Origin of the sequence: Aquabacterium sp. (assembly GCF_029946005.1) — a bacterium.
Taxonomy (GTDB): domain Bacteria; phylum Pseudomonadota; class Gammaproteobacteria; order Burkholderiales; family Burkholderiaceae_C; genus Aquabacterium.
Map to the genome: position 1 here is coordinate 57,125 of NZ_JAQSDR010000036.1, position 17,647 is coordinate 74,771.

13 protein-coding genes are annotated in these 17,647 nt (G+C 66.1%); 6 read left to right on the forward strand and 7 right to left on the reverse strand.

Annotation, left to right across the window (positions count from 1 at the left end; all coding sequences use genetic code 11):
• Nucleotides 1-8 precede the first annotated feature (8 nt).
• Nucleotides 9-1,229, forward strand: coding sequence for an NAD(P)/FAD-dependent oxidoreductase (locus PSV38_RS17170; RefSeq protein ID WP_300549554.1), 1,221 nt, complete (start codon nucleotides 9-11; stop codon nucleotides 1,227-1,229).
• Here the strand turns inward: PSV38_RS17170 and PSV38_RS17175 are convergent.
• The 4 genes from PSV38_RS17175 to PSV38_RS17190 form a co-directional block, all read right to left on the reverse strand.
• The gene (locus tag PSV38_RS17175) at nucleotides 1,219-4,443 is read right to left on the reverse strand and encodes an adenylate/guanylate cyclase domain-containing protein (RefSeq protein WP_300549556.1); all 3,225 of its coding nucleotides are present in this window, start codon (nucleotides 4,441-4,443) and stop codon (nucleotides 1,219-1,221) included. The two genes, PSV38_RS17170 and PSV38_RS17175, sit on opposite strands and share 11 nt — an antisense overlap.
• A gap of 1 nt (nucleotide 4,444) precedes the next feature.
• Nucleotides 4,445-6,988, reverse strand: a complete 2,544-nt coding sequence (locus PSV38_RS17180) for a winged helix-turn-helix domain-containing protein (protein WP_300549558.1) — start codon at nucleotides 6,986-6,988, stop codon at nucleotides 4,445-4,447.
• Nucleotides 6,989-7,457: 469 nt separating this feature from the next.
• A complete protein-coding gene (locus tag PSV38_RS17185) occupies nucleotides 7,458-8,606 on the reverse strand; it encodes a diguanylate cyclase (RefSeq protein ID WP_300549559.1) in 1,149 nt (382 codons plus the stop codon).
• Nucleotides 8,607-8,634: 28 nt separating this feature from the next.
• Nucleotides 8,635-9,774 carry a GGDEF domain-containing protein gene (locus PSV38_RS17190; protein ID WP_300549560.1) on the reverse strand — a complete coding sequence of 380 codons (1,140 nt, stop codon included), beginning with the start codon at nucleotides 9,772-9,774 and terminating at the stop codon, nucleotides 8,635-8,637.
• 158 nt (nucleotides 9,775-9,932) lie between these two features.
• Here PSV38_RS17190 and PSV38_RS17195 point away from each other — a divergent pair, with 158 nt between their 5' ends.
• From PSV38_RS17195 to PSV38_RS17205, 3 genes are all read left to right on the forward strand, one after another.
• Nucleotides 9,933-10,301, forward strand: a complete 369-nt coding sequence (locus PSV38_RS17195; RefSeq protein WP_300549562.1) for a phage holin family protein — start codon at nucleotides 9,933-9,935, stop codon at nucleotides 10,299-10,301.
• A 122-nt stretch (nucleotides 10,302-10,423) separates the two neighbouring features.
• A complete protein-coding gene (locus tag PSV38_RS17200) occupies nucleotides 10,424-11,008 on the forward strand; it encodes a hypothetical protein (RefSeq protein WP_300549564.1) in 585 nt (194 codons plus the stop codon).
• On the forward strand, nucleotides 11,008-13,032 hold the full coding sequence (locus tag PSV38_RS17205; protein ID WP_300549566.1) for a hypothetical protein: 2,025 nt from the start codon (nucleotides 11,008-11,010) through the stop codon (nucleotides 13,030-13,032). The genes PSV38_RS17200 and PSV38_RS17205 overlap by 1 nt, the downstream gene beginning before the upstream one ends.
• On the opposite strand, the gene PSV38_RS17210 is transcribed toward PSV38_RS17205, so the two are convergent.
• Genes PSV38_RS17210 through thiL form a run of 3 tightly spaced genes read right to left on the reverse strand, consistent with a single transcriptional unit; the run spans nucleotide 12,998 to nucleotide 15,117 of the window.
• Nucleotides 12,998-13,483, reverse strand: a complete 486-nt coding sequence (locus PSV38_RS17210; protein ID WP_300549567.1) for a CinA family protein — start codon at nucleotides 13,481-13,483, stop codon at nucleotides 12,998-13,000. The two genes, PSV38_RS17205 and PSV38_RS17210, sit on opposite strands and share 35 nt — an antisense overlap.
• A gap of 21 nt (nucleotides 13,484-13,504) precedes the next feature.
• Nucleotides 13,505-14,116, reverse strand: a complete 612-nt coding sequence (locus PSV38_RS17215; RefSeq protein ID WP_300549569.1) for a phosphatidylglycerophosphatase A — start codon at nucleotides 14,114-14,116, stop codon at nucleotides 13,505-13,507.
• Between the two features lie 2 nt (nucleotides 14,117-14,118).
• Nucleotides 14,119-15,117, reverse strand: coding sequence for a thiamine-phosphate kinase (gene thiL, locus PSV38_RS17220; RefSeq protein ID WP_300549711.1), 999 nt, complete (start codon nucleotides 15,115-15,117; stop codon nucleotides 14,119-14,121).
• A gap of 117 nt (nucleotides 15,118-15,234) precedes the next feature.
• Here thiL and PSV38_RS17225 point away from each other — a divergent pair, with 117 nt between their 5' ends.
• Nucleotides 15,235-16,413 carry a GGDEF domain-containing protein gene (locus tag PSV38_RS17225; protein ID WP_300549571.1) on the forward strand — a complete coding sequence of 393 codons (1,179 nt, stop codon included), beginning with the start codon at nucleotides 15,235-15,237 and terminating at the stop codon, nucleotides 16,411-16,413.
• On the forward strand, nucleotides 16,410-17,555 hold the full coding sequence (locus tag PSV38_RS17230; RefSeq protein WP_300549574.1) for a GGDEF domain-containing protein: 1,146 nt from the start codon (nucleotides 16,410-16,412) through the stop codon (nucleotides 17,553-17,555). The genes PSV38_RS17225 and PSV38_RS17230 overlap by 4 nt, the downstream gene beginning before the upstream one ends.
• The last annotated feature ends 92 nt before the right edge of the window (nucleotides 17,556-17,647 follow it).

Below are 17,647 nucleotides of genomic sequence, written 5' to 3' on the forward strand. Positions count from 1 at the left end.
GTCTTGACATGCATGATGTGATTGTGGTGGGCGCCAGGTGCGCTGGTGCAGCAACGGCCATGCTGTTGGCGCGCCAGGGGCACAAGGTTCTGCTCATTGACCAAGACCGCTTTCCCAGCGACATGCGCTTGTCCACCCACCTGGTGTGGCACGCGGGGGTTGACCTGCTGCAAAAGTGGGGCGTGCTGGAGGCCGTGCGCGCATCACTCTGCCCTGCCCTGACCGAGTTCTCGCTCGACTTGGGCGAGCTGGTGCTCAAAGGCACGCCGCCCGGCACTCAAGTGGGCGCGGCCTTCGCCCCCAAACGCATCGTCCTTGACCAGGCCCTGCAGGACGCGGCCGTGGCCGCCGGCGCTGAGTTGCGCGAAGGCGTGCTCTTCGACGACGTGCTGCGCGATGGTGACCGCGTGATCGGCATCACCGCCAAGAACCCCGATGGCAGCCTGATGACCGAGCACGCCCGATGGGTCGTCGGCGCCGATGGTCGGCACTCGCGCGTGGCCCGCTCGGTCAACAGCAGCTCGTACCACGAGTTCCCCAAGGAAGCAGGCTCCCTCAACACCTTCGCCTATTTCAGCGGCGTATCGCTCAAGGGCGTGGAGTTCATTTCGCGCCCACAGCGCATGGCCTATGCATGGGCCACCAACGACGACCAAGTGGTGGCCGGCATCATCCTGCCAGGCACATCGCCCCGCATGCCACGGCAGGACGTCGAAGCCCATTTCTTCGCCGAGATGGAGGCCATGAGCCCCGACTTGGCCGCGCGCCTGCGCGCTGGCAAGCGCGAAGAAGACTGGATCAGCACCGGCGTGAGCACCTTCTGTCGCCAAGCGGTGGGCCCCGGCTGGAGCCTGGTTGGCGATGCCGGCGTGACCATTGACCCCATCACCGCAGCGGGCATCACCAACGCCTTGCGCGATGCCGACCTGCTGGCCGAGTTGCTTCACCAGGGCCTGTCAGGCCCTGGTGATCTGGGCGACACCGTGGCAGCGTATGCCGCCCGCCGTGATGCCGTGGCGGTGCCCTTGCACCTCTTCTCGCAAAACATGGCCAGTCTGGCGCCACCCACCGACGACGTCATCCAACTGTTCACTGGCCTGGCCCACAACCAGCCTCAGGCCGACCGCTACTTCGGCGTGTTCGGCCAGACGGTCTCACCGGCTGATTTCTTCAGCCCTGAAAACCTGCAAGAGATCGCCACCTCCGAGCAGGCCGCCGTCAGCGCCTGACCAGCAGTTGGTCCAAGTCCGCCTGCGCACGGCGGGCCCACTGGCGTGCTCCTTGCGCCGTGGCCACTTTCAAGGCTTGGCGGATGCTGACCTCGGCCTGCGGCCAATCCGGCTGAGGCCCCGATGCCAGCAACTCGCCCCGGATGCGGTGCAGTTCGGCCTCGTGCCAGCGCTCACCGCCCTGCTCAATCAAAGCCTGTGACGCGTCCAGCAAAGCCAGTGCTTCGTGCTGCTGCCCGGCGCGCCCCAAGGCCTGCGCCAACAAGGTCTGGAAGAAGGGAGCGACGATGCCCGCGCCCGTCTGCCTGAACAGTGCCAGGCCTCGCCGCATTTCTTCGATGCCCTCCAGCAGCCGATCCGACTGCTGCGCCCAAGCCCAACCCCGGGCGATCACGCCGATCGACGTCACGTAGGTGAAGCCATGTTGTTCGGCCAGGGCCAGGCCGCGCTCCAGCCGGTCCAGCAAGCCCGCAACATCGCCCCGAAACAAGTAAGACATCGCGCCCCACGCATGGGTCCAGGCCAGGCTGTGCGGGTGGTTCAGCAAGGCCGCAAAGCGCTCCTGCTCCAGGCAAAGCGCCTCGGCGTCATGGTCCTCTCCCGCGATCCAGCGGGCCTGCGAACCATGCACGAGCGCCACCAGTTTCAGGTCCATCGAGTACAGCGTGATGAGCGAACGGTCCTGCGGATCGCTGTAGCGGTGAATGACCTGGTCGGCGTGCTCCGCGACCTCGTTCAACCGGCCGCTGTACAGGCACAACTGCGCGTGCATCATGTTGGCCACCAACCAGGCATGGCGGCTGTTGGCCTGGCGGGCCACCGTCATCAGGCGCTTGCCAATGGACTCGGCCTGGCTGACCTCGCCCCGCACCAGGTGGAAAACGCACACGCCCCACAAGGGCCAGATGGATTCCTCGACCTTGTCGGCCGCGTCGGCCAGCTGATTGGCGCGCGCATAAGCCTGCTCGACCTCGGGCGCACCCCAACCTTTGGCCAGCATGTGCACCGTGCCCAGCGAGGCCCGCAGCTGCAGCTCGGTCTGATCACGCCCCGATGACACCGGCAACGCGGCCACCGAGGCCAGGCCAGCGTTCAGGTGCGCCGCCGCCTCGTGCAAAGACAGGCGCTGCAAGGCCTGGTCGCTGGCCTTGCGCCAATAAGGGATGGCCTGCTGCGGCTGCCCGGCCGCGCTGGCATGGCGCGCCAGCATCTCGGGCTTGCTGTGCTGAAGGGCCGGAAAACGCGACTCCACCACCTGCACGATGGCCGCGTGCCAGGCTTCGCGCTGGGGCTTGAGCAGCGAGTCGTAAGCAGCGTCCTGCACCAACGCGTGCTTGAAGGTGTAAACGGTGCCCTGGTAGCTGACCTGCTGCGTGACCAGGCCCGATTGCGTCAGCGCGGCCAGCGCCGCGGCCAACTCCACCGACGACATGCTGGACAAAGCCTCGATCAACTCGTGACTGAACTCGCGCCCCAGCACCGAGCCCATTTGTGCGATGGCCTTGGCCGCCGGCACCCGGTCCAGGCGCGCCATCAGCGAATCACGCAGGGTCGCGGGCACCTCGGTGCGGTGGCCATCCCGGCCATCACCCAAGGGGGTCTCCAGGATGGACTTGGTCAGCTCCTCGATGAATAAAGGCACGCCATCGGTCTTGCTCAAAATGTGCTGCGTCAGGGCCAAGGGCAAAGCCACTTCGCGCGACAACTGCGCCACCAGCTCGGCCACCTCGGCCCGTTGCAGACTGGGCAGCTTCAAGGTGGTGACATGCTGATCGCCATCGCCCAGCGACAACTGAAACTCGGGCCGGTGGGTGACGACCAACATCAAGGGCACGAACCTGGCCCGTTCGATCAGCAAGCTGAGGAAATCGAGGGTGGCCGGATCGGCCCAGTGCACGTCTTCGAGCAGCACCAGGGTGGGCTCGCGCAAAGCCGCGGCCTCGACCACATCAACCAGGGCCATCACCGTGTCGCGCTCGTGCTGTTGCGGGCTCTCCACCAGCGGGCCGTAACGGTCCTCGCAAGGGATGGACAGCATGGAGGCCAGCAAGGCCACCTGCTGCGCCGACCGGTGCAATTGACCCATCACCATGCGCTCCAGCGCGCCCAGCTTCAACTCGGCAGGCTGGTCGCGGCTCAGGTTCAACACGCGTTCGAAGTAATCGATGCTGGGATGAAGGGCGATGTGAACCTGGTGCGCCGAGCATTGCAGACGCGCTGCGCCCAGGCCGGCGTTGCCCAGGCGGTCGCACAGCTCCTTGAGCAAGCGGGATTTGCCGATGCCGGGCTCGCCCGACAGCACCATCACCTGGCCCTGCCCGCGCTGCACGGCCTGCCAGCGATCCAGCAACAGGCCCAGTTCAGGCACGCGGCCCACCAGCGGGGTCAAGCCCGCGCTGGTGGCCGCGTCAAAGCGGCTGGTCGCCGTGTTCACGGCCTTGACGCGCCAGACCTGGCGCGGCTCTCGCACGCCTTTGAGCAAAGGCCGCCCCAGGTCTTCGCATTGCAAACCCGAGCCAGCCAGCTTGCGCGTGCTGTCGCTGATCACCACGGTGTTGGGTTGCGCCAGGGCTTGCAAGCGCGCGGCCAGGTTGGGCGTGTCACCCAAGGCCAGTTGCTCACGCCGGGCACCCCCACCAATCTCGCCCATCACGACCAGGCCGGTGTGGATGCCGATGCGCACGGCCCAAGACAAGGGCTCGTCGTGCCCGGGCGGCTGCATGGGCAAGTGACGGATCGCCTCGACCAGGGCCAGACCCGTGCGCACTGCGCGCTCGGGCGCATCTTCTTGCGCTTGTGGGTGGCCGAAGTACACCAACAGGCCATCCCCCAGGTACTGCGCGATGGTGCCGCCAAAACGCTCGATCACCGCCGCCGAGGTCTGCTGGTACAGCAACACCACCTGCTGCCATTGCTCCGGACTCAGGCGCTCGCACAGTTGGGTGGAATCGACCAGGTCGCAAAACATGATGGTCAATTGCCGAAGCTCACCCTGGCTGGCCAACCCCGGCTTGACCAGCGGCCGCACCGCCTGTTGGCGCAACAGCCCGATGGCCTGCAGCAAGCGCTTGCGGTCGCCCATGGACACGCCCAGTTTTTCCAGGTCAGTCTCGGTCAGGCTGGTGATGATGTCGGCGTCGATGTCGTTGTCGAGCAGAACGCGCTCAAGCCGGGCCATGCCAATCGACGCCAGCCAATCGGACAGGGCCTGCACGTCAAACGTCCACGCGGGCCAAGGCCCAGTTGCACACGGCCTCGGGGGCCATCTGGGCGCCCTCGTAGGCCAGGCGCGAGGTGGTCGCCAAAGGCAACACCGCGTTCACCAGGCTGCTGGCCCGCTCCCAGGCTTGACCCGCCTGGACATCGCGCGAACCCAGTTGCTGGTGCGCGCGGTCGGCGTAGCCCAGCAGGCGCGCTGCCGTTTCGTGGCGCCCTTCAATGGCAGCCAAGAGCGCAAACAAGCCGGAGTACAAACCAAACCATTCCCAATCGCGGCTGCGCGAAGCAGCGGCAAAGTCCACCAAAGCCCCGCGGGCCTGCTCGTCATCGCCCTGCATGAACAAGGCGGTGGCTTTGATCGCCATGGCGTGGAGGATGAAGTTGTCGCGGCGGTGCCGACCACGCGCGATGAGGTCGCCGCAATGCTGCACGGCAGCGTCCGGGTCGCCCACGGCCAGGCTGAGCCCGGCCAGGTCAGCCAAAGCGGCCGAGACCACGGCGTCCAGGCCATTGGCCTGCGAGTGCGACAGCAAGGTCTCGCACACGCGCCGGGCCTGCTCGAGTTGATTGCCCGAACGCAGCACGCTGACCGTGGCGAGTTGGCGCTGCAAGCGCAGGCGCGGCGGCCAGGCAGGCTTCTCCAGCCCGATCATCTCTTCCAGCAGGTTCTTGGCCTGGGCGGGGGGCAAGACCCCGCTGCCCGCCATGCAACGCAAGGCCAGGTAACGGCTCACATCGTCCTGCAAGGCGCGGCTTTGCTCGGCGGCACGGCGCGCAAAGTCGTGCATGAGGGTGTTGGAGACGCCCCAGTTCAAACGGCTGCGCTCCAACCAATAGCGCGCCACGGGGGCGCAGGTGGGCGCGGCCAGCACCTGAGATTCCACCGCCAGGCCACGTCTTCGCCATTCAGGCGCCAGGCCAAGCAGCAAAAACAAGGGGCTGGAGGCGCCCACCAGGTCGACCGCCAAAGCAGGCTCGTGGGCCATCACCCAGTCCAGCGCCGCCCGCACGTTGTCGATCTCAGGGCCGTAGGTGTCCAGCCAGACCGCATCGGGGGTGTGCCAGTAGGCGGCGTAAGCCTGCTCCATCAGGGCGGCCATGGTGGACACATGGCCGCGCTTCATCAACCAGTGCTCACCCGAGGCGTCCAGCTTCAGGCTGGCAAAGTCGCGCGTGCTTTCAAGCAGGCGGTAGCGGGGCAGGTCGGCACCATCGGCTGCGACCAGCGAGCGATCCACCAAGGCGCCGAGCAGTTCGATCACGGCCCACTCGTCCAGGGAGTCGTCCATGGCCACCGCGCTGGCCAACTGGAGGCTGAAGCCACCAGCGAAAACACACAGTCGGCGGAACACCGTCTGCTCGTCGGGCGACAGCAAATCGTGGCTCCACTCCAAGGTGCCCATCAGCGTTTGTCGGCGCGGTGGCGCCAGGCTGTTCTGGCTGCGCAACAACTTGAAGCGCTCGTCCAGGCGGGTCACCACGCCCTGCAATCCCAGCAAGGGCAGGCGCGCTGCGGCGAGTTTGATCGCCAGCGCCATGCCGTCCAGGCGGCGGCACAGGGCGATGACTTCTTCCACATTGGCCTCGGTCAAGGCAAAGCGCCGATCAGCCGCCTGCGCCTGATCCGCGAACAGGGCGATGGCCCCATGGGCCAGGGCGTGGTCCAGCGAGGTGCCTGTTTCGGGCACGGACAGAGCACTCAGCCTGAACAGGCGCTCGTTGTCCAGCTTCAGGGCCACCTGGCTGGTCACCACCAACCGAACCCCGGGCGCGGCAGCGGTGATGGCCTGCGCCATGCGGGCCACCGCGTCGATCAGGTGCTCGGCGTTGTCGATCACCAGCAGCAGTTGCAAAGGCCGCAACGCCGCCACCAAGGCGGCCAAGGGATCGGCGCCGCCAGACGGCAGCCCCACCGCCTGCGCCACCACCGTGGGCACCAGGCCCGGGTCGGTGATGCCCGCCAACTCCACCCATGCCGCACCATCGCGGTGCTCCCGGCACCAGGCATGGGCCGCGGCCAGGGCAAACGCCGTCTTGCCGATGCCACCCGGGCCAGCAATCGTGATCAGGGGATGGTGTGCCTCGCGGTGCAGCGCGGCCAGGTCGGGGTCTCGGCCCCACAAACGGCCTGCCAAGCTGGGCAGCACCGACAGCACGTTCTCGGCTGCAGACGATGGGGCGAGTGCATCCGGGGCCGCCTGGGATGCCATTTGGGTAAAGCGGCTTGGCGACGAATCATCGTCACGCACCATGGGCAGGGCAAACCGGTAACCGCGACCAGGGATGGTGGAGATGGCCTGTGGGCCCAACACTTTTCGCAAAGCGGAAATTTGGACTTGCAGGTTGTTTTCTTCGACCACCAGGCCAGGCCAGACCAGGTCAAGCAAATCGTTCTTGGACACCATGCGCCCAGACCGCTCTACCAGCGCCAGCAACAAATCAACGGCTCGCGCGCCAAGGCCGACAGGCTTCCCGTCAACGTACAGCACGCGCTCCACAGCGCGCAACTCGAAACGGTCAAAGCGATAGCAGTGCGACAACTCTACCTCTGTGGTTTCTGGCTTTAAGACACTTCCGCAAGGATTTCAGAAGATCTTCAGGCTTTTTAAGGACTTTCCAGACGGCAGGTCAGACAATGAAATCATTCTAAAGAAAACAAGCATTTCTGCCCCAAGCATCAACGAGTCTTTTCACACCCAGTTGCGTTATTTCAAAGCAGAGGCGTTCCATGGAGGTGGAATGGTCAAAGCCCCCCAAATACCGTGTCCGATAAACCGGAAATCTAGGTTTGACGAGTGGTTGGTGTCGCAGTTGATGCAAATAACGCTGTCGTTTGTACTGAGAATCGAAAATATCAAAATGAACTTGGGAGGTCAAAAACAGGCATCAGGCCGGTTTTTGGCAACACAGGGAGTTTGTTTTCTATTCGACCGGATCCCGTCCTGACCTGCGTGTCAGGACGCCGGTTTTCTCCAAAACTGCCCGCCCCAGGCGAGCCAGCCCCCTGCTTCAGGCCACCACCGAGACCATGGTCTGGTCGCGGCCAGCACGTTTGGCGCTGTACAGGTTCTGGTCGGCGATGCGCAGGGCCCGCTCGCCCTGGCCGCCATGCACCTCGGCAATGCCCATGCTCTGGGTGACGCTGAACGAAGCCCCATCCACCCGAAAGACATGGCCGCGCAAGCTGTCGGCGATTTTTGACGCCACCCGGCGGGCCCCGTCCAGGTCGGTGTCGGGCAGCAGCAGCACGAACTCCTCGCCCCCCAGGCGCGCGGCCGTGTCAACCTGATGGCGGGTGCTGGACTGCAGGATGCGGCCGAGCTGGGCCAGCACCGCATCACCGGCCGGATGCCCCCAACTGTCGTTGACCTCTTTGAAGTGGTCCAGGTCGCACACGACCAGGCAAAAGGGCCGACCACTGCGGGCATGGCGGTGCGATTCGATCTCCAGCTGGCTCATGAACTCGCGGCGGTTCGACAGGCCTGTCAGCACGTCGGTGCGCACCAGGCTTTCCAGCTCCTTGCGCTGGCGACGCAGGGTGTTGAAGGCAAAGAAAAGCATGGCCGTGAACGGCAACACAGCGGCCTGGAACATGACGCGCAACCAGACGGCCCACCACCCGGCGAGGTCGTCGCCATTGAACACCGGGGCGGTCAACAAGGGGGCGTAGGGAAGTTGCCCCCCCGTGATCAGGAGGTCGCTGGCCACCAGCATCACCACCACCAGGATCAAGGTGGGCCTGAGTTTGCGCAGGCTGAACAGGGCGCGTGCCACCACCAGTTCCTGGATCAGCACCATGCCCATCGGCGTGTCCTTCAGGCCGTGGGCGATGGCCAGCAACAGGAAGACGACGAAGGTAGGCATGACCGTCCACTGGGCCAGCCATTTCGAATCGCCACCATGGCGGCGCAAGCGCCAGGCCAAGACCACCACCGTGGTCAACCACAGGATCAAGGCCGTCAGCCCCAGTTGAGCCAGGGACAAGGCCCCCGGCCGGTAGAAAGCACCTGCTTCGGGGTTGGCCAGGGCATAGGCCTGCAGGCCCCACAAGATGAGGCACATGGGCAGGGACAACAAGGCGAACACCATGCAGCGGTTGGCCACGTTGCGGTCCAGCAGCCGCAACTCGATGCGGCGAATCAGGCCCTTCAACGTCATTCGCCCACCTCGCCGCCCTGGGCGTTGTTCACGCTGCAAACCGAGCGGTTGCGGCCCTCCTGCTTGGCGCGGTAGAGGTTGCGGTCGGCCCACTTGAGCACCACCTCGGCACTTTGCCCATGGCACTTTGCCCATGGCACTGCGCCACGCCAATGCTGACCGTGAGGTGGAAGGTCTGCCCACCCGCCTCAAACGCGTGCTCGGCCAGGCGGCTGTGGAGGCGCCCACACACCGCTTCGGCCTCGCCGGCGGAGGTGTCGGGCAAGAGCACGGCGAACTCCTCGCCGCCCAGGCGTGCGGCCAGGTCGGTGGGGGTGCGCACGCTCTCTCCCAGCAGGCGGGCCAGCACGGCCAACACCTCGTCGCCCACGGCGTGACCATGGGTGTCGTTGACCCGTTTGAAGTGGTCGGCGTCGATCAGCATCAGGGACAAAGGCTCGACGCTGCGGCCCTGGCGCGCCACCTCGGCGTGCAGGCGCTCCATGAAGTAGCGCCGGTTGGGCAGGCCGGTTAACACGTCGGTGTACGAGAGCTTGTTGAGCTTGCGGTGCTGCGCGTCCAGGCGCCCGAACATCACCAGCAGCATGGTGGAGATCACGATCAGGCCGGCGTAGAACACCACGTTGCGCCAGGCGGCCCACCACCACTGCGGCTCCACGCCCTGGAAGGCCAGGCGGGTGATGGCCGGGGCGTAGGGCAGGTAGCCCAGCATCACGAACACGTCGTAGGACACCAGCAGCCCGGCGCACGCCAGGAAGGCGATCCACATCGTGCGCAGGTCAAACAGCAGCAGGCCGATGGCCAGCACGCCCAGCAAGGTCATGTTGGCACCGGTGGTGAAGGTGCCTGCAAACAGCGCGATCAGGGTGTAGACGATGCCGATGTTCAAGGTGACGGCGACGCCGAGCTTGGGCAGGGGCCGTGGATCACGTCGGCGGGGCCACAGCCACGCCATGAACCCGAACGACAAGGCGGTGCTGAGCACCAGGGTCGCCTGCAGGACCCAGACGACCGGCTGCCGCAAACCTGCCTGAACCACCGGGTCCAGCAGGCCCGACAGGTTGATGAACCAGTAGAAGATGTAAAACGGCGTCGAGGCAAAAACCGCCAGCAGGCAACGGCTGGCTGGACTGGCTTCATCAAGGAATTGCTCGAACTTCTGGCGCATGGACCCGGGACGACGTCAGCGAACCTCGGCGGCATGACCGTGGTTGGCCGCGTGTGGGTCAAGTATCGAATAAATCCGACCGGAACAAAACCCGTCATACCCCGGGGCCTGTGGGCAGGCTGTGACGGAATGCGCCGCACTGGGATAAGCTTGGCCGCATGAAATTGCTCATCCGCTGGTTATTGCTGTCTTCCGCCCTCATGCTGCTGGCTCAATGGGACCAAGGCGTGCAGGTCAGCAGCTTCGGCGCGGCCATGATCGCCGCCGCCGTGCTGGGCCTGCTGAACGCCTTTGTGCGCCCCTTGCTGATCCTGCTGACGCTGCCGGTGACGGTGTTGACACTGGGCCTGTTCCTGTTCGTGATCAACGCCTTCACCTTCCAGATGGCCTCGGGCCTGCTGGAGGGGTTCCAAGTGCACGGCTTCTGGAATGCGCTGCTGGCATCGGTGCTCTACAGCCTGTGGGGCGTCATCATCGACATCGCGCTGGAATACGTGTTTGGGCGCCGAAAAATTTCACATGGGTGAAGTCAATCCCTAGGAAAACTGTCTGCCACCCCCAGAGTCGCGGGGGGCCTGAGGGCAGGTGATGGTGCCTCCGACCGCTACATTCGATTTCATCAGAAATGAATCATCGCGCCGGAGCAGCCATGCAATTTTTCCCCAAGCACCACCACATCGCCCTGGCGATCGCCACGTATGTTGGCCTCGCCTCCCTGGCGCAAGCTGACACCACCCCGTTCGACCGCCAGGAACGCGGCGGCCTGATGCTCAACATCCCATTTGACAGCAATGGCTTGGTGTTCAAGGACACGGTGCTCAGCCTGGTCTTCCAAAGCGCCAAGGTCAAGTCCAGCACCTATGGCTGGCAGTTGGCCTTTGGCTCCAAGCTCAACACCTTCTCGCCCATGTTTGCGGTGTCGGCCCTGGGCGGTGACCGCTGCGCCTACGGCACGGTCGGCGTCAGCTATGGCGAAGGCCAGTGGGGCCTGCCGGTCAGCCTCAACGGCCCGTACATCCAGGTGGGCATGCGCAACGCTGGCGGCTTTGGCGGCTTCCAGGCGGGCCTGAGCACACTGGGTTGTTTCAAGCACTACGTGGCCCCAGTGGCCGCACCCGCGCCTAGCGGTCCTGGCCCCACACAGTCGTCGGGCTCGGGCTCGGAACAGTTGGCACAAGCGGTCGACAGCTGGCTTCGCTCATCTCCCGGAGCCGTTGACTTCGATTGGGCCTGATGCCAGGCATCTCCCCGGCACCCTTGCCGCCGGGGAGGTCTGAGGCGGAGTGGCTGGCCCATTGCGCGCAGGTCAGCCAGCTTGGCACAGACGCCATGCTGCAGGCCGCCCTCGAGGCCGCCGTGTCGGATTGCCCGTCCTCGGTGCGCCTTCTGTACAACCTGGGCGTTGCCCAGCAACGGCTGGGCGCACCCGCCCAAGCCCAGTCCACCTGGCAGCGCTTGCTGGCCATTGACACCCAACACCTCAAAGCCCGCCGGGGATTGGCCAGGCTGGCGCTGGATCAACTGGACGGCCCCAAAGCGCGCCACCATGCCGCGTTGCTAAACCAAGCCGGCCACGCAGCCGGCTTGCCAGCCACCGCGCAAGACCTTGGCCTGTGGGGCAAGGCGTGTCTTATGTGCGGCGACTGGGACGATGCCCGCCATCACTTCGAACGCGCAGCAGGCCTGGCGCCCACCGCTCAGGCCGATGCGTGTGATGAGGCCGAGCAAGGCCTGCGCTTGTCAACGCTGTTGACTTGGCGGGCGCAGTCCCCGACACCGCCCTGGCAGGACTGGGGCGACCAGGCCCTGCGGCACGACCCCACCGCGCCAGACTCCCCCCCTTGGGACCGGGCCCCACCCGAAGGCGATGATGAGCTCAAGGCACTGACGGTCATCGTGGAGCTGGGCCTGAAGCGACTGCGGGCCTGCGACTGGCGAGAGCGCGACACGGTCGTTCGGGCCATCAAGCGCATCGCCCAGAAAGCCATGCACGACCCCACCGTGGGCCTGTCGCGCAGCATGGCCTGGGAAGGCTTGCACCTTGGGCTGACCCCCGCTGAGCTGCTTCACCTGGCCAGGGGCTGCACCCAGCGCGCGCGCCACATCCAGCAGCCCCAAGCGCTTTGGACGGCGGCACCCGCCGGGGTCGGCCATCGGCGATTGCGCCTGGGCTACCTCAGCCACAACTTTGGGCGGCACCCCACCACGCAGTTGATCCACCGCATCCTCAAGCACCATGACCGGACGCAGTTCGAGGTGATTGCCTACGCGCTCAATCCTGACGATGGCAGCCCTTCGCGCAAACTTATCCATGCCGCCGTCGATCAGGTGGTGGAGGCCAGCCAATGGCTGCCCGAGGCCGTGGCTCGGCGCATGCATGCCGACCAGGTGGACGTGTTGATCGGACTGGGCGGCCATTCAAGGGGCCCCGTGGTGGATGTGGCCCTGTGGCGCCCGGCGCCCGTGCAGATCAACTACCTGGCGTTCTGCGGCACGGTGGGCGCGCCCGACGCATTCGACGTCCACATCAGCGATGGGATCTCAGTCACCCCAGAGATGGCCCACTGGTATGACGAAGCGGTCGAGGCGCTGCCCGTCGGGCACTATGGCTACGATGACACGCGCGAGCTGACCGCGGCCCCCGCCCGCGCCAGCCAGGGCCTGCCCGAAGACCAACTGGTGCTGTGCGGGTTCAACAACAGCTACAAGATCGAGCCGGAGACCTTCAACGCCTGGTGCAAGGTGATGCACCGCTTGCCCGGCGCGGTGCTGTGGCTGTACGTGGTTCACCCGGAACAAAGCCGTTTTCTGGCGGCCGAGGCCGCGCGCCGAGGCATCGACCCGGCCCGGCTGGTGTTCGCCCCGTCCGTGGACGGCCAATCGCACCTCGCCCGTTTGCGTTGCGCCGACCTGTTCCTGGACACCTTGGCTTACAACGGCCACACCACGCTGCTGGATGCGCTCTACGCGGGCCTGCCTGCCGTGTCTTGCCTGGGGCAGACCGCCGCCAGCCGCATCGGGGGCGCCATCCTGCATGAGGTGGGCCTGGGCGCCTGCGTGGCCACCAACCCCCTTGACTTTGTGGAAGTCGCCGTGCGGCTGGCGCAGGACCCGGCGCAGCGGCAGCAGATCTCCAGACAGCTGGAGGGCGTGCGAGGGCGCGAAACCCCCTTCAACAGCGAACTGCGCTGCCGCCAGTTGGAGGCGGTCTATGCCCGGCTGTTCATGGCAACAGCAGGCCCTGCAAAGCCTGCTTGACCGTGGCCCAGCGCACCGCCCCCCGATCGCCCTCGAATTGACAGCGCAGCGCCCGGGTCGGCCGGCCTTGCGCGGCCCAGGCCAGCCACACCGTGCCCACGGGCTTGTCGGGCGAGCCGCCCGTGGGGCCCGCCACGCCAGTGACGGCCACCGCCAACTGCGCGCGTGATCGGGCCAGCGCGCCTTCGGCCATGGCCCGGGCCACGGGTTCACTGACGGCGCCGTGGGCTTCGATCAAGGCTTCATCCACCCCCAGCAATTCAGTCTTCGCCTGGTTGCTGTAGGTGACAAAACCGCGCTCGAACCAGGCGCTGGAGCCCGACACCTCGGTGCAGGTGGCCGCGATCAGGCCCCCGGTGCAGGATTCGGCGGTGGCCAGCTGCCATCCCCGCGCTTGCAGTTGGGCCGCCAGGTCGGCCACCAAGCTGGTCAGTTCTTGTTCGCAAGCCATGTCCTGGTCCTTCAATGCGGGTCAAGGCGCCAGCACGCTGGGCCACACAAGCATGATCGCGGCCAGGACCAGCAAGGTGCACAAGGCCGCCACAAAGTCATCAAACAGGATCCCGAAGCCCTGCGCCCAACCAATGCCCTGGCCCGGCTGGCGCTTGAACAACTGATCGGCCCAAGCCACGGGGCCTGGCTTGGCGGCGTCAAAGTAGCGGAACAGGGCAAAGGCCAGCAACTGGCCGGCGAAGCCGGTGGGGGTGAGCAGCCACAGCACCAGCCAGAAGGCCAACACCTCGTCCCACACGATCGAGCCCGGGTCGGCCACGCGCAGGCTGCGCGCCGTGTGTGTGCAAGCCCACCAGCCGATGGGCAGGCCCAGACCGATCAGCCAGGCCCACTTCACATCGGCCTGCGGCCCCACGCCCCACAGGTTCTGCAAGGCCCAGAAACTCACCCAGGCCCACAGCGTGCCCACGGTGCCGGGGGCCTGGGGGCTCAGGCCGCTGCCGGCGCCCAGGGCGATGAAATGCGCGGGGTGGCTGAGCAGCAAAGCCACGGTGGGGCGGCGGGGCGACAAGGAGGTGGCGGCATCATCCACCACGTCAGGATCAGGATCGACATCAATGGGGCTGGGCATGCTTAGCTCTTGAAGTGGTCGAACGAGGTCCAGCGATTGGACACGGGCTGAGGTGGGGCGTCGTCGGGCCAGACATCCAGTTCGCCTTGCAGCAATTGCAGGCCCGGCGTGGCGGTGATGGCGCCCAGGCGCGTCAAAGGCAGGCCCAGCGAATCGCCCAGGGCCAGGAGGCGGGCGCGGTGTTCGGGCGGGGCGGTGAAGACCAGTTCGTAGTCGTCGCCACCGGCCAGCAGGCAATCGTGCTGCTGCGACACAGGCCGCGCTGCCAGCACAGGGTGCACGGGCAGCGCATCAAGCACCACGGTGGCGCCCACCTGGCTGCGGCGCAGGAGGTGGCCCAGGTCGCCCAGCAGGCCATCGGACACGTCGATGGCGGCGCTGGCCAGGCCGCGCAGGGCCAGGCCCAGGGCCACGCGGGGCTCGGGGCATTCCATGGCGCGGCGCGCGGTGTCGAAATCATCGCTGGTCAGGGCGGGCTGCAAGGTGCCACGAAAGGCCTCCAGCGCCAGGCGCGCCAGGCCGGGCCAGCCACTGATCCACAGGTCGTTACCCGCGCGGGCGCCGCTGCGCAGCAGGGTCTGACCTGCGGGCACCTCGCCCATCACGGTGATGCCGATGGCCAGGGGCCCTGCCGTGGTGTCGCCGCCAATCAATTCGCAGTCGTGCGCATCGGCCAGAGCCAGCAGGCCTTGTGCAAAGCCGGCCAGCCAGGCCTCGTCAACGCGGGGCAAGGTCAGGGCCAGGGTGAAGGCCAGGGGCTTGGCACCGCACGCGGCCAGGTCCGACAGGTTGACCGCCAAGGCCTTGTGGCCCAGGCGCGCCGGGTCGACCGTGGAGAGGAAATGCCGCCCCTCCACCAAGGTGTCGGTGGACACGGCCAGGTGCATGCCCGGGGCTGGCGCGATGATGGCGCAGTCGTCGCCATTGCCCACCACGGCACGGCGCGGCCCTTGCCCTGCGGGGCGCCAGAAAAAACGTTCAATGAGGTCGAATTCACCCAGGCTCATGACGGGATTGTCGCGCGGACCGTGTGCGATTCACGTCCCGCTCACCCTCAGGTTCAAAACTGCCTCAACTTGGCCTGCCGTCCGTCCGAAATCATCGCAACGATCTTTCCCATGGCAGACCTGACCCCTTCATTCTCCCAACCGCACCCCGCCAAAGGCGAGTCAGCCCTCGTCCGGGCGGTGCTCGGACCTGCGGGCGCCGTCCGGCAAGGTGTCAAGCGCTTGTTGTGGATGCTGCCAGCCTATGCCTTTGCCATGACCTTGATGGTCTGCGGGGTCGTGTTTCAAAGGGTGCAGGTGTGGCAGGCCTGGGCCTTGGCTGGCTATGTTTTGTGCGGCCTGAGCGGCTTTTATGCGGTGTTGCGCACTGGCCTCGTGGCCCACCATCCGGAGCCGACCCTGGCCTTCCCCCAGGTGCTGTTCAGCCTGACCACGGTTTGCCTGTCTTACGCGATGATCGAATCCTCGCGGGGCTTGGCGCTCGAATGGATGTGTCTGATCCTGGTGTTTGACATGCGCCGCCTGACTGGCAGGCAAGCCCAATTGGCTACTTTTGGTGGTTTAGGCCTGCTGGTGACGATGCTGTTGTTCACATGGAGACTGAACCCTCCAGCAGCCGACCTGAATGCCGCGCTGGTCACCATCGCCACGGTCGGCTTGACCATGCCCACCCTGCTCATCGTCACCAAAGTGGGCCGCCGTTTGCACCAGCGTCGGCTGGATCAGCGGGCCGCCATGGCCACCGCCTTCGAGCAATTCAATGCCCTGTCCATCCGTGACGGCCTGACTCAGTTGTTCAACCGCCGCCACATGATGAGCCTGCTCGAAGACGAAGTGCGGCGTCAACAGCGCAGTCGCCGGGCCTTCTGCGTGGCCATCCTCGACATCGACTTCTTCAAGCGGGTGAACGACCAACACGGGCACGCGGTGGGTGATGCCGTGCTGCACGATTTTGCCACCCTGGCCCGCGGCACTTTTTCCGGCAGCGACGCGGTGGCGCGCTGGGGTGGTGAAGAATTCCTGGTCCTGATGTCAGAAGCCGACCAAGGGCAGGCTCTCGAGATGCTGGAGCGGCTGCGCCAGGCCGTCCGGCAGCACGATTGGACCGTGCACGGCCCGGGCCTGGCCGTGACCTTCTCGGCAGGCGTGCGCGAGCACACCACGGACGACACCCTCGCCCAATCGCTTGAACACGCCGATGCCGCGCTCTACAAGGCCAAGGCGCAAGGCCGCGATCGCACCATTGCCTCGACCACGGCTGCCGCCGTCCTGTCGGGCCAAGCGACGTGAACACCAACACCATCTCTCAGTCCGCCCCCCGGTCACACCCCTTGGTCGACCTGCTGCTGACCACCGACCCCCGACGGCGCACCGCCCTGAGCCTGTGTCTGCTGAGCACCGGGCTCTACATCGGCTTTCTCGGCTTGATCTGGCTGTACCTCGTGCCCAACGTGCTGTCCGACCAGGAGCAGGCCTGGAACTGGGCCTTCACCATCCACCAACTCATCGCCATCGGCCTGTTCTATCCCTTGATCCGGAGTGGGCTCACCCTCAAGTACGAGGACCCAGGTTTGGTCGCCCTTCAGATCATCTGGGCAAGCGCCGCCGTCGTGCTGGGGTACGCGGTGGCGCCCGTCATGCGGGTCGGCAATCTGCAGATCCTCTGTCTGGCCCAGGTCTTCGGCTTTGTCAGCCTGCGTCCCCGCGCGGCCCTGCTGACGGGCGGCGCCACGATCGGGATGCTCCTGGCCATGTGGGCCATCATGAGCGCCCTGCATGGCCCCCACTTCAACCCGGCCGATGAGGCCTTCCAGATTTTCCCGACCTGCTTGATCCTCGGCCTGCTGGCTTGGCAGTCCCGCAACTTCGGGCGGTCCCGCGAGCGCATGGCCGAAGAGAAAACCCGCCTCGCCAGCGCCACCGAACGGGTCCGGCAGATCGCCCGGCACGACCCGCTGACCGGCCTGTTCAACCGCCAGTACCTGCAAACCCGCCTCGACGCCGAGCACGACCGGGCCGGCCGCAGCGGCAGCAGCTTTTGCATCGCCGTGATCGACCTGGACCATTTCAAGAACGTGAATGACACCCACGGCCACCACGTGGGCGACGAGGTGCTGCTGGCCTTTGCCCAGCAGGCACGGACCAGCCTTCGTGAAACCGACCTGATCGGACGCTGGGGCGGTGAGGAATTCGTGGTGGTGATGCCGGAAACCGACCCCGCCCAAGCCGGCACCATCGGCCTGAGCCGCCTGAAAGAAGCTTTGTGTGAGACCGGATTGTCTGCCCGGGTGCCGTCGTTGAGGGTCACTTTCTCGGCGGGCCTGGCGGCTTTGCAGCCCGGCGAGTCAAGCAAGCAACTTCTGCAACGGGCCGACGAGGCCTTGTACCTGGCCAAGGCGCAAGGGCGCAACCGGGCTGTGATCGCGGGTTAAATCGCGCCCTTGCGGCTACCCACATCGCTGGCCGAGCCTCAAGTTCCTACAATGCAGGGGTCAGGCGCCGCCAACATGGCCAGCGCCCACGA

Excerpts from the sequence above, each read along its gene's own strand:
- PSV38_RS17170 (WP_300549554.1), top strand. The coding sequence starts at position 9 with ATGCATGATGTGATTGTGGTGGGCGCCAGGTGCGCTGGTGCAGCAACG.
- PSV38_RS17185 (WP_300549559.1), bottom strand. The coding sequence starts at position 8,606 with ATGACGTTGAAGGGCCTGATTCGCCGCATCGAGTTGCGGCTGCTGGAC.
- PSV38_RS17190 (WP_300549560.1), bottom strand. The coding sequence starts at position 9,774 with ATGCGCCAGAAGTTCGAGCAATTCCTTGATGAAGCCAGTCCAGCCAGC.
- PSV38_RS17195 (WP_300549562.1), top strand. The coding sequence starts at position 9,933 with ATGAAATTGCTCATCCGCTGGTTATTGCTGTCTTCCGCCCTCATGCTG.
- PSV38_RS17200 (WP_300549564.1), top strand. The coding sequence starts at position 10,424 with ATGCAATTTTTCCCCAAGCACCACCACATCGCCCTGGCGATCGCCACG.
- PSV38_RS17205 (WP_300549566.1), top strand. The coding sequence starts at position 11,008 with ATGCCAGGCATCTCCCCGGCACCCTTGCCGCCGGGGAGGTCTGAGGCG.
- PSV38_RS17210 (WP_300549567.1), bottom strand. The coding sequence starts at position 13,483 with ATGGCTTGCGAACAAGAACTGACCAGCTTGGTGGCCGACCTGGCGGCC.
- PSV38_RS17215 (WP_300549569.1), bottom strand. The coding sequence starts at position 14,116 with ATGCCCAGCCCCATTGATGTCGATCCTGATCCTGACGTGGTGGATGAT.
- PSV38_RS17225 (WP_300549571.1), top strand. The coding sequence starts at position 15,235 with ATGGCAGACCTGACCCCTTCATTCTCCCAACCGCACCCCGCCAAAGGC.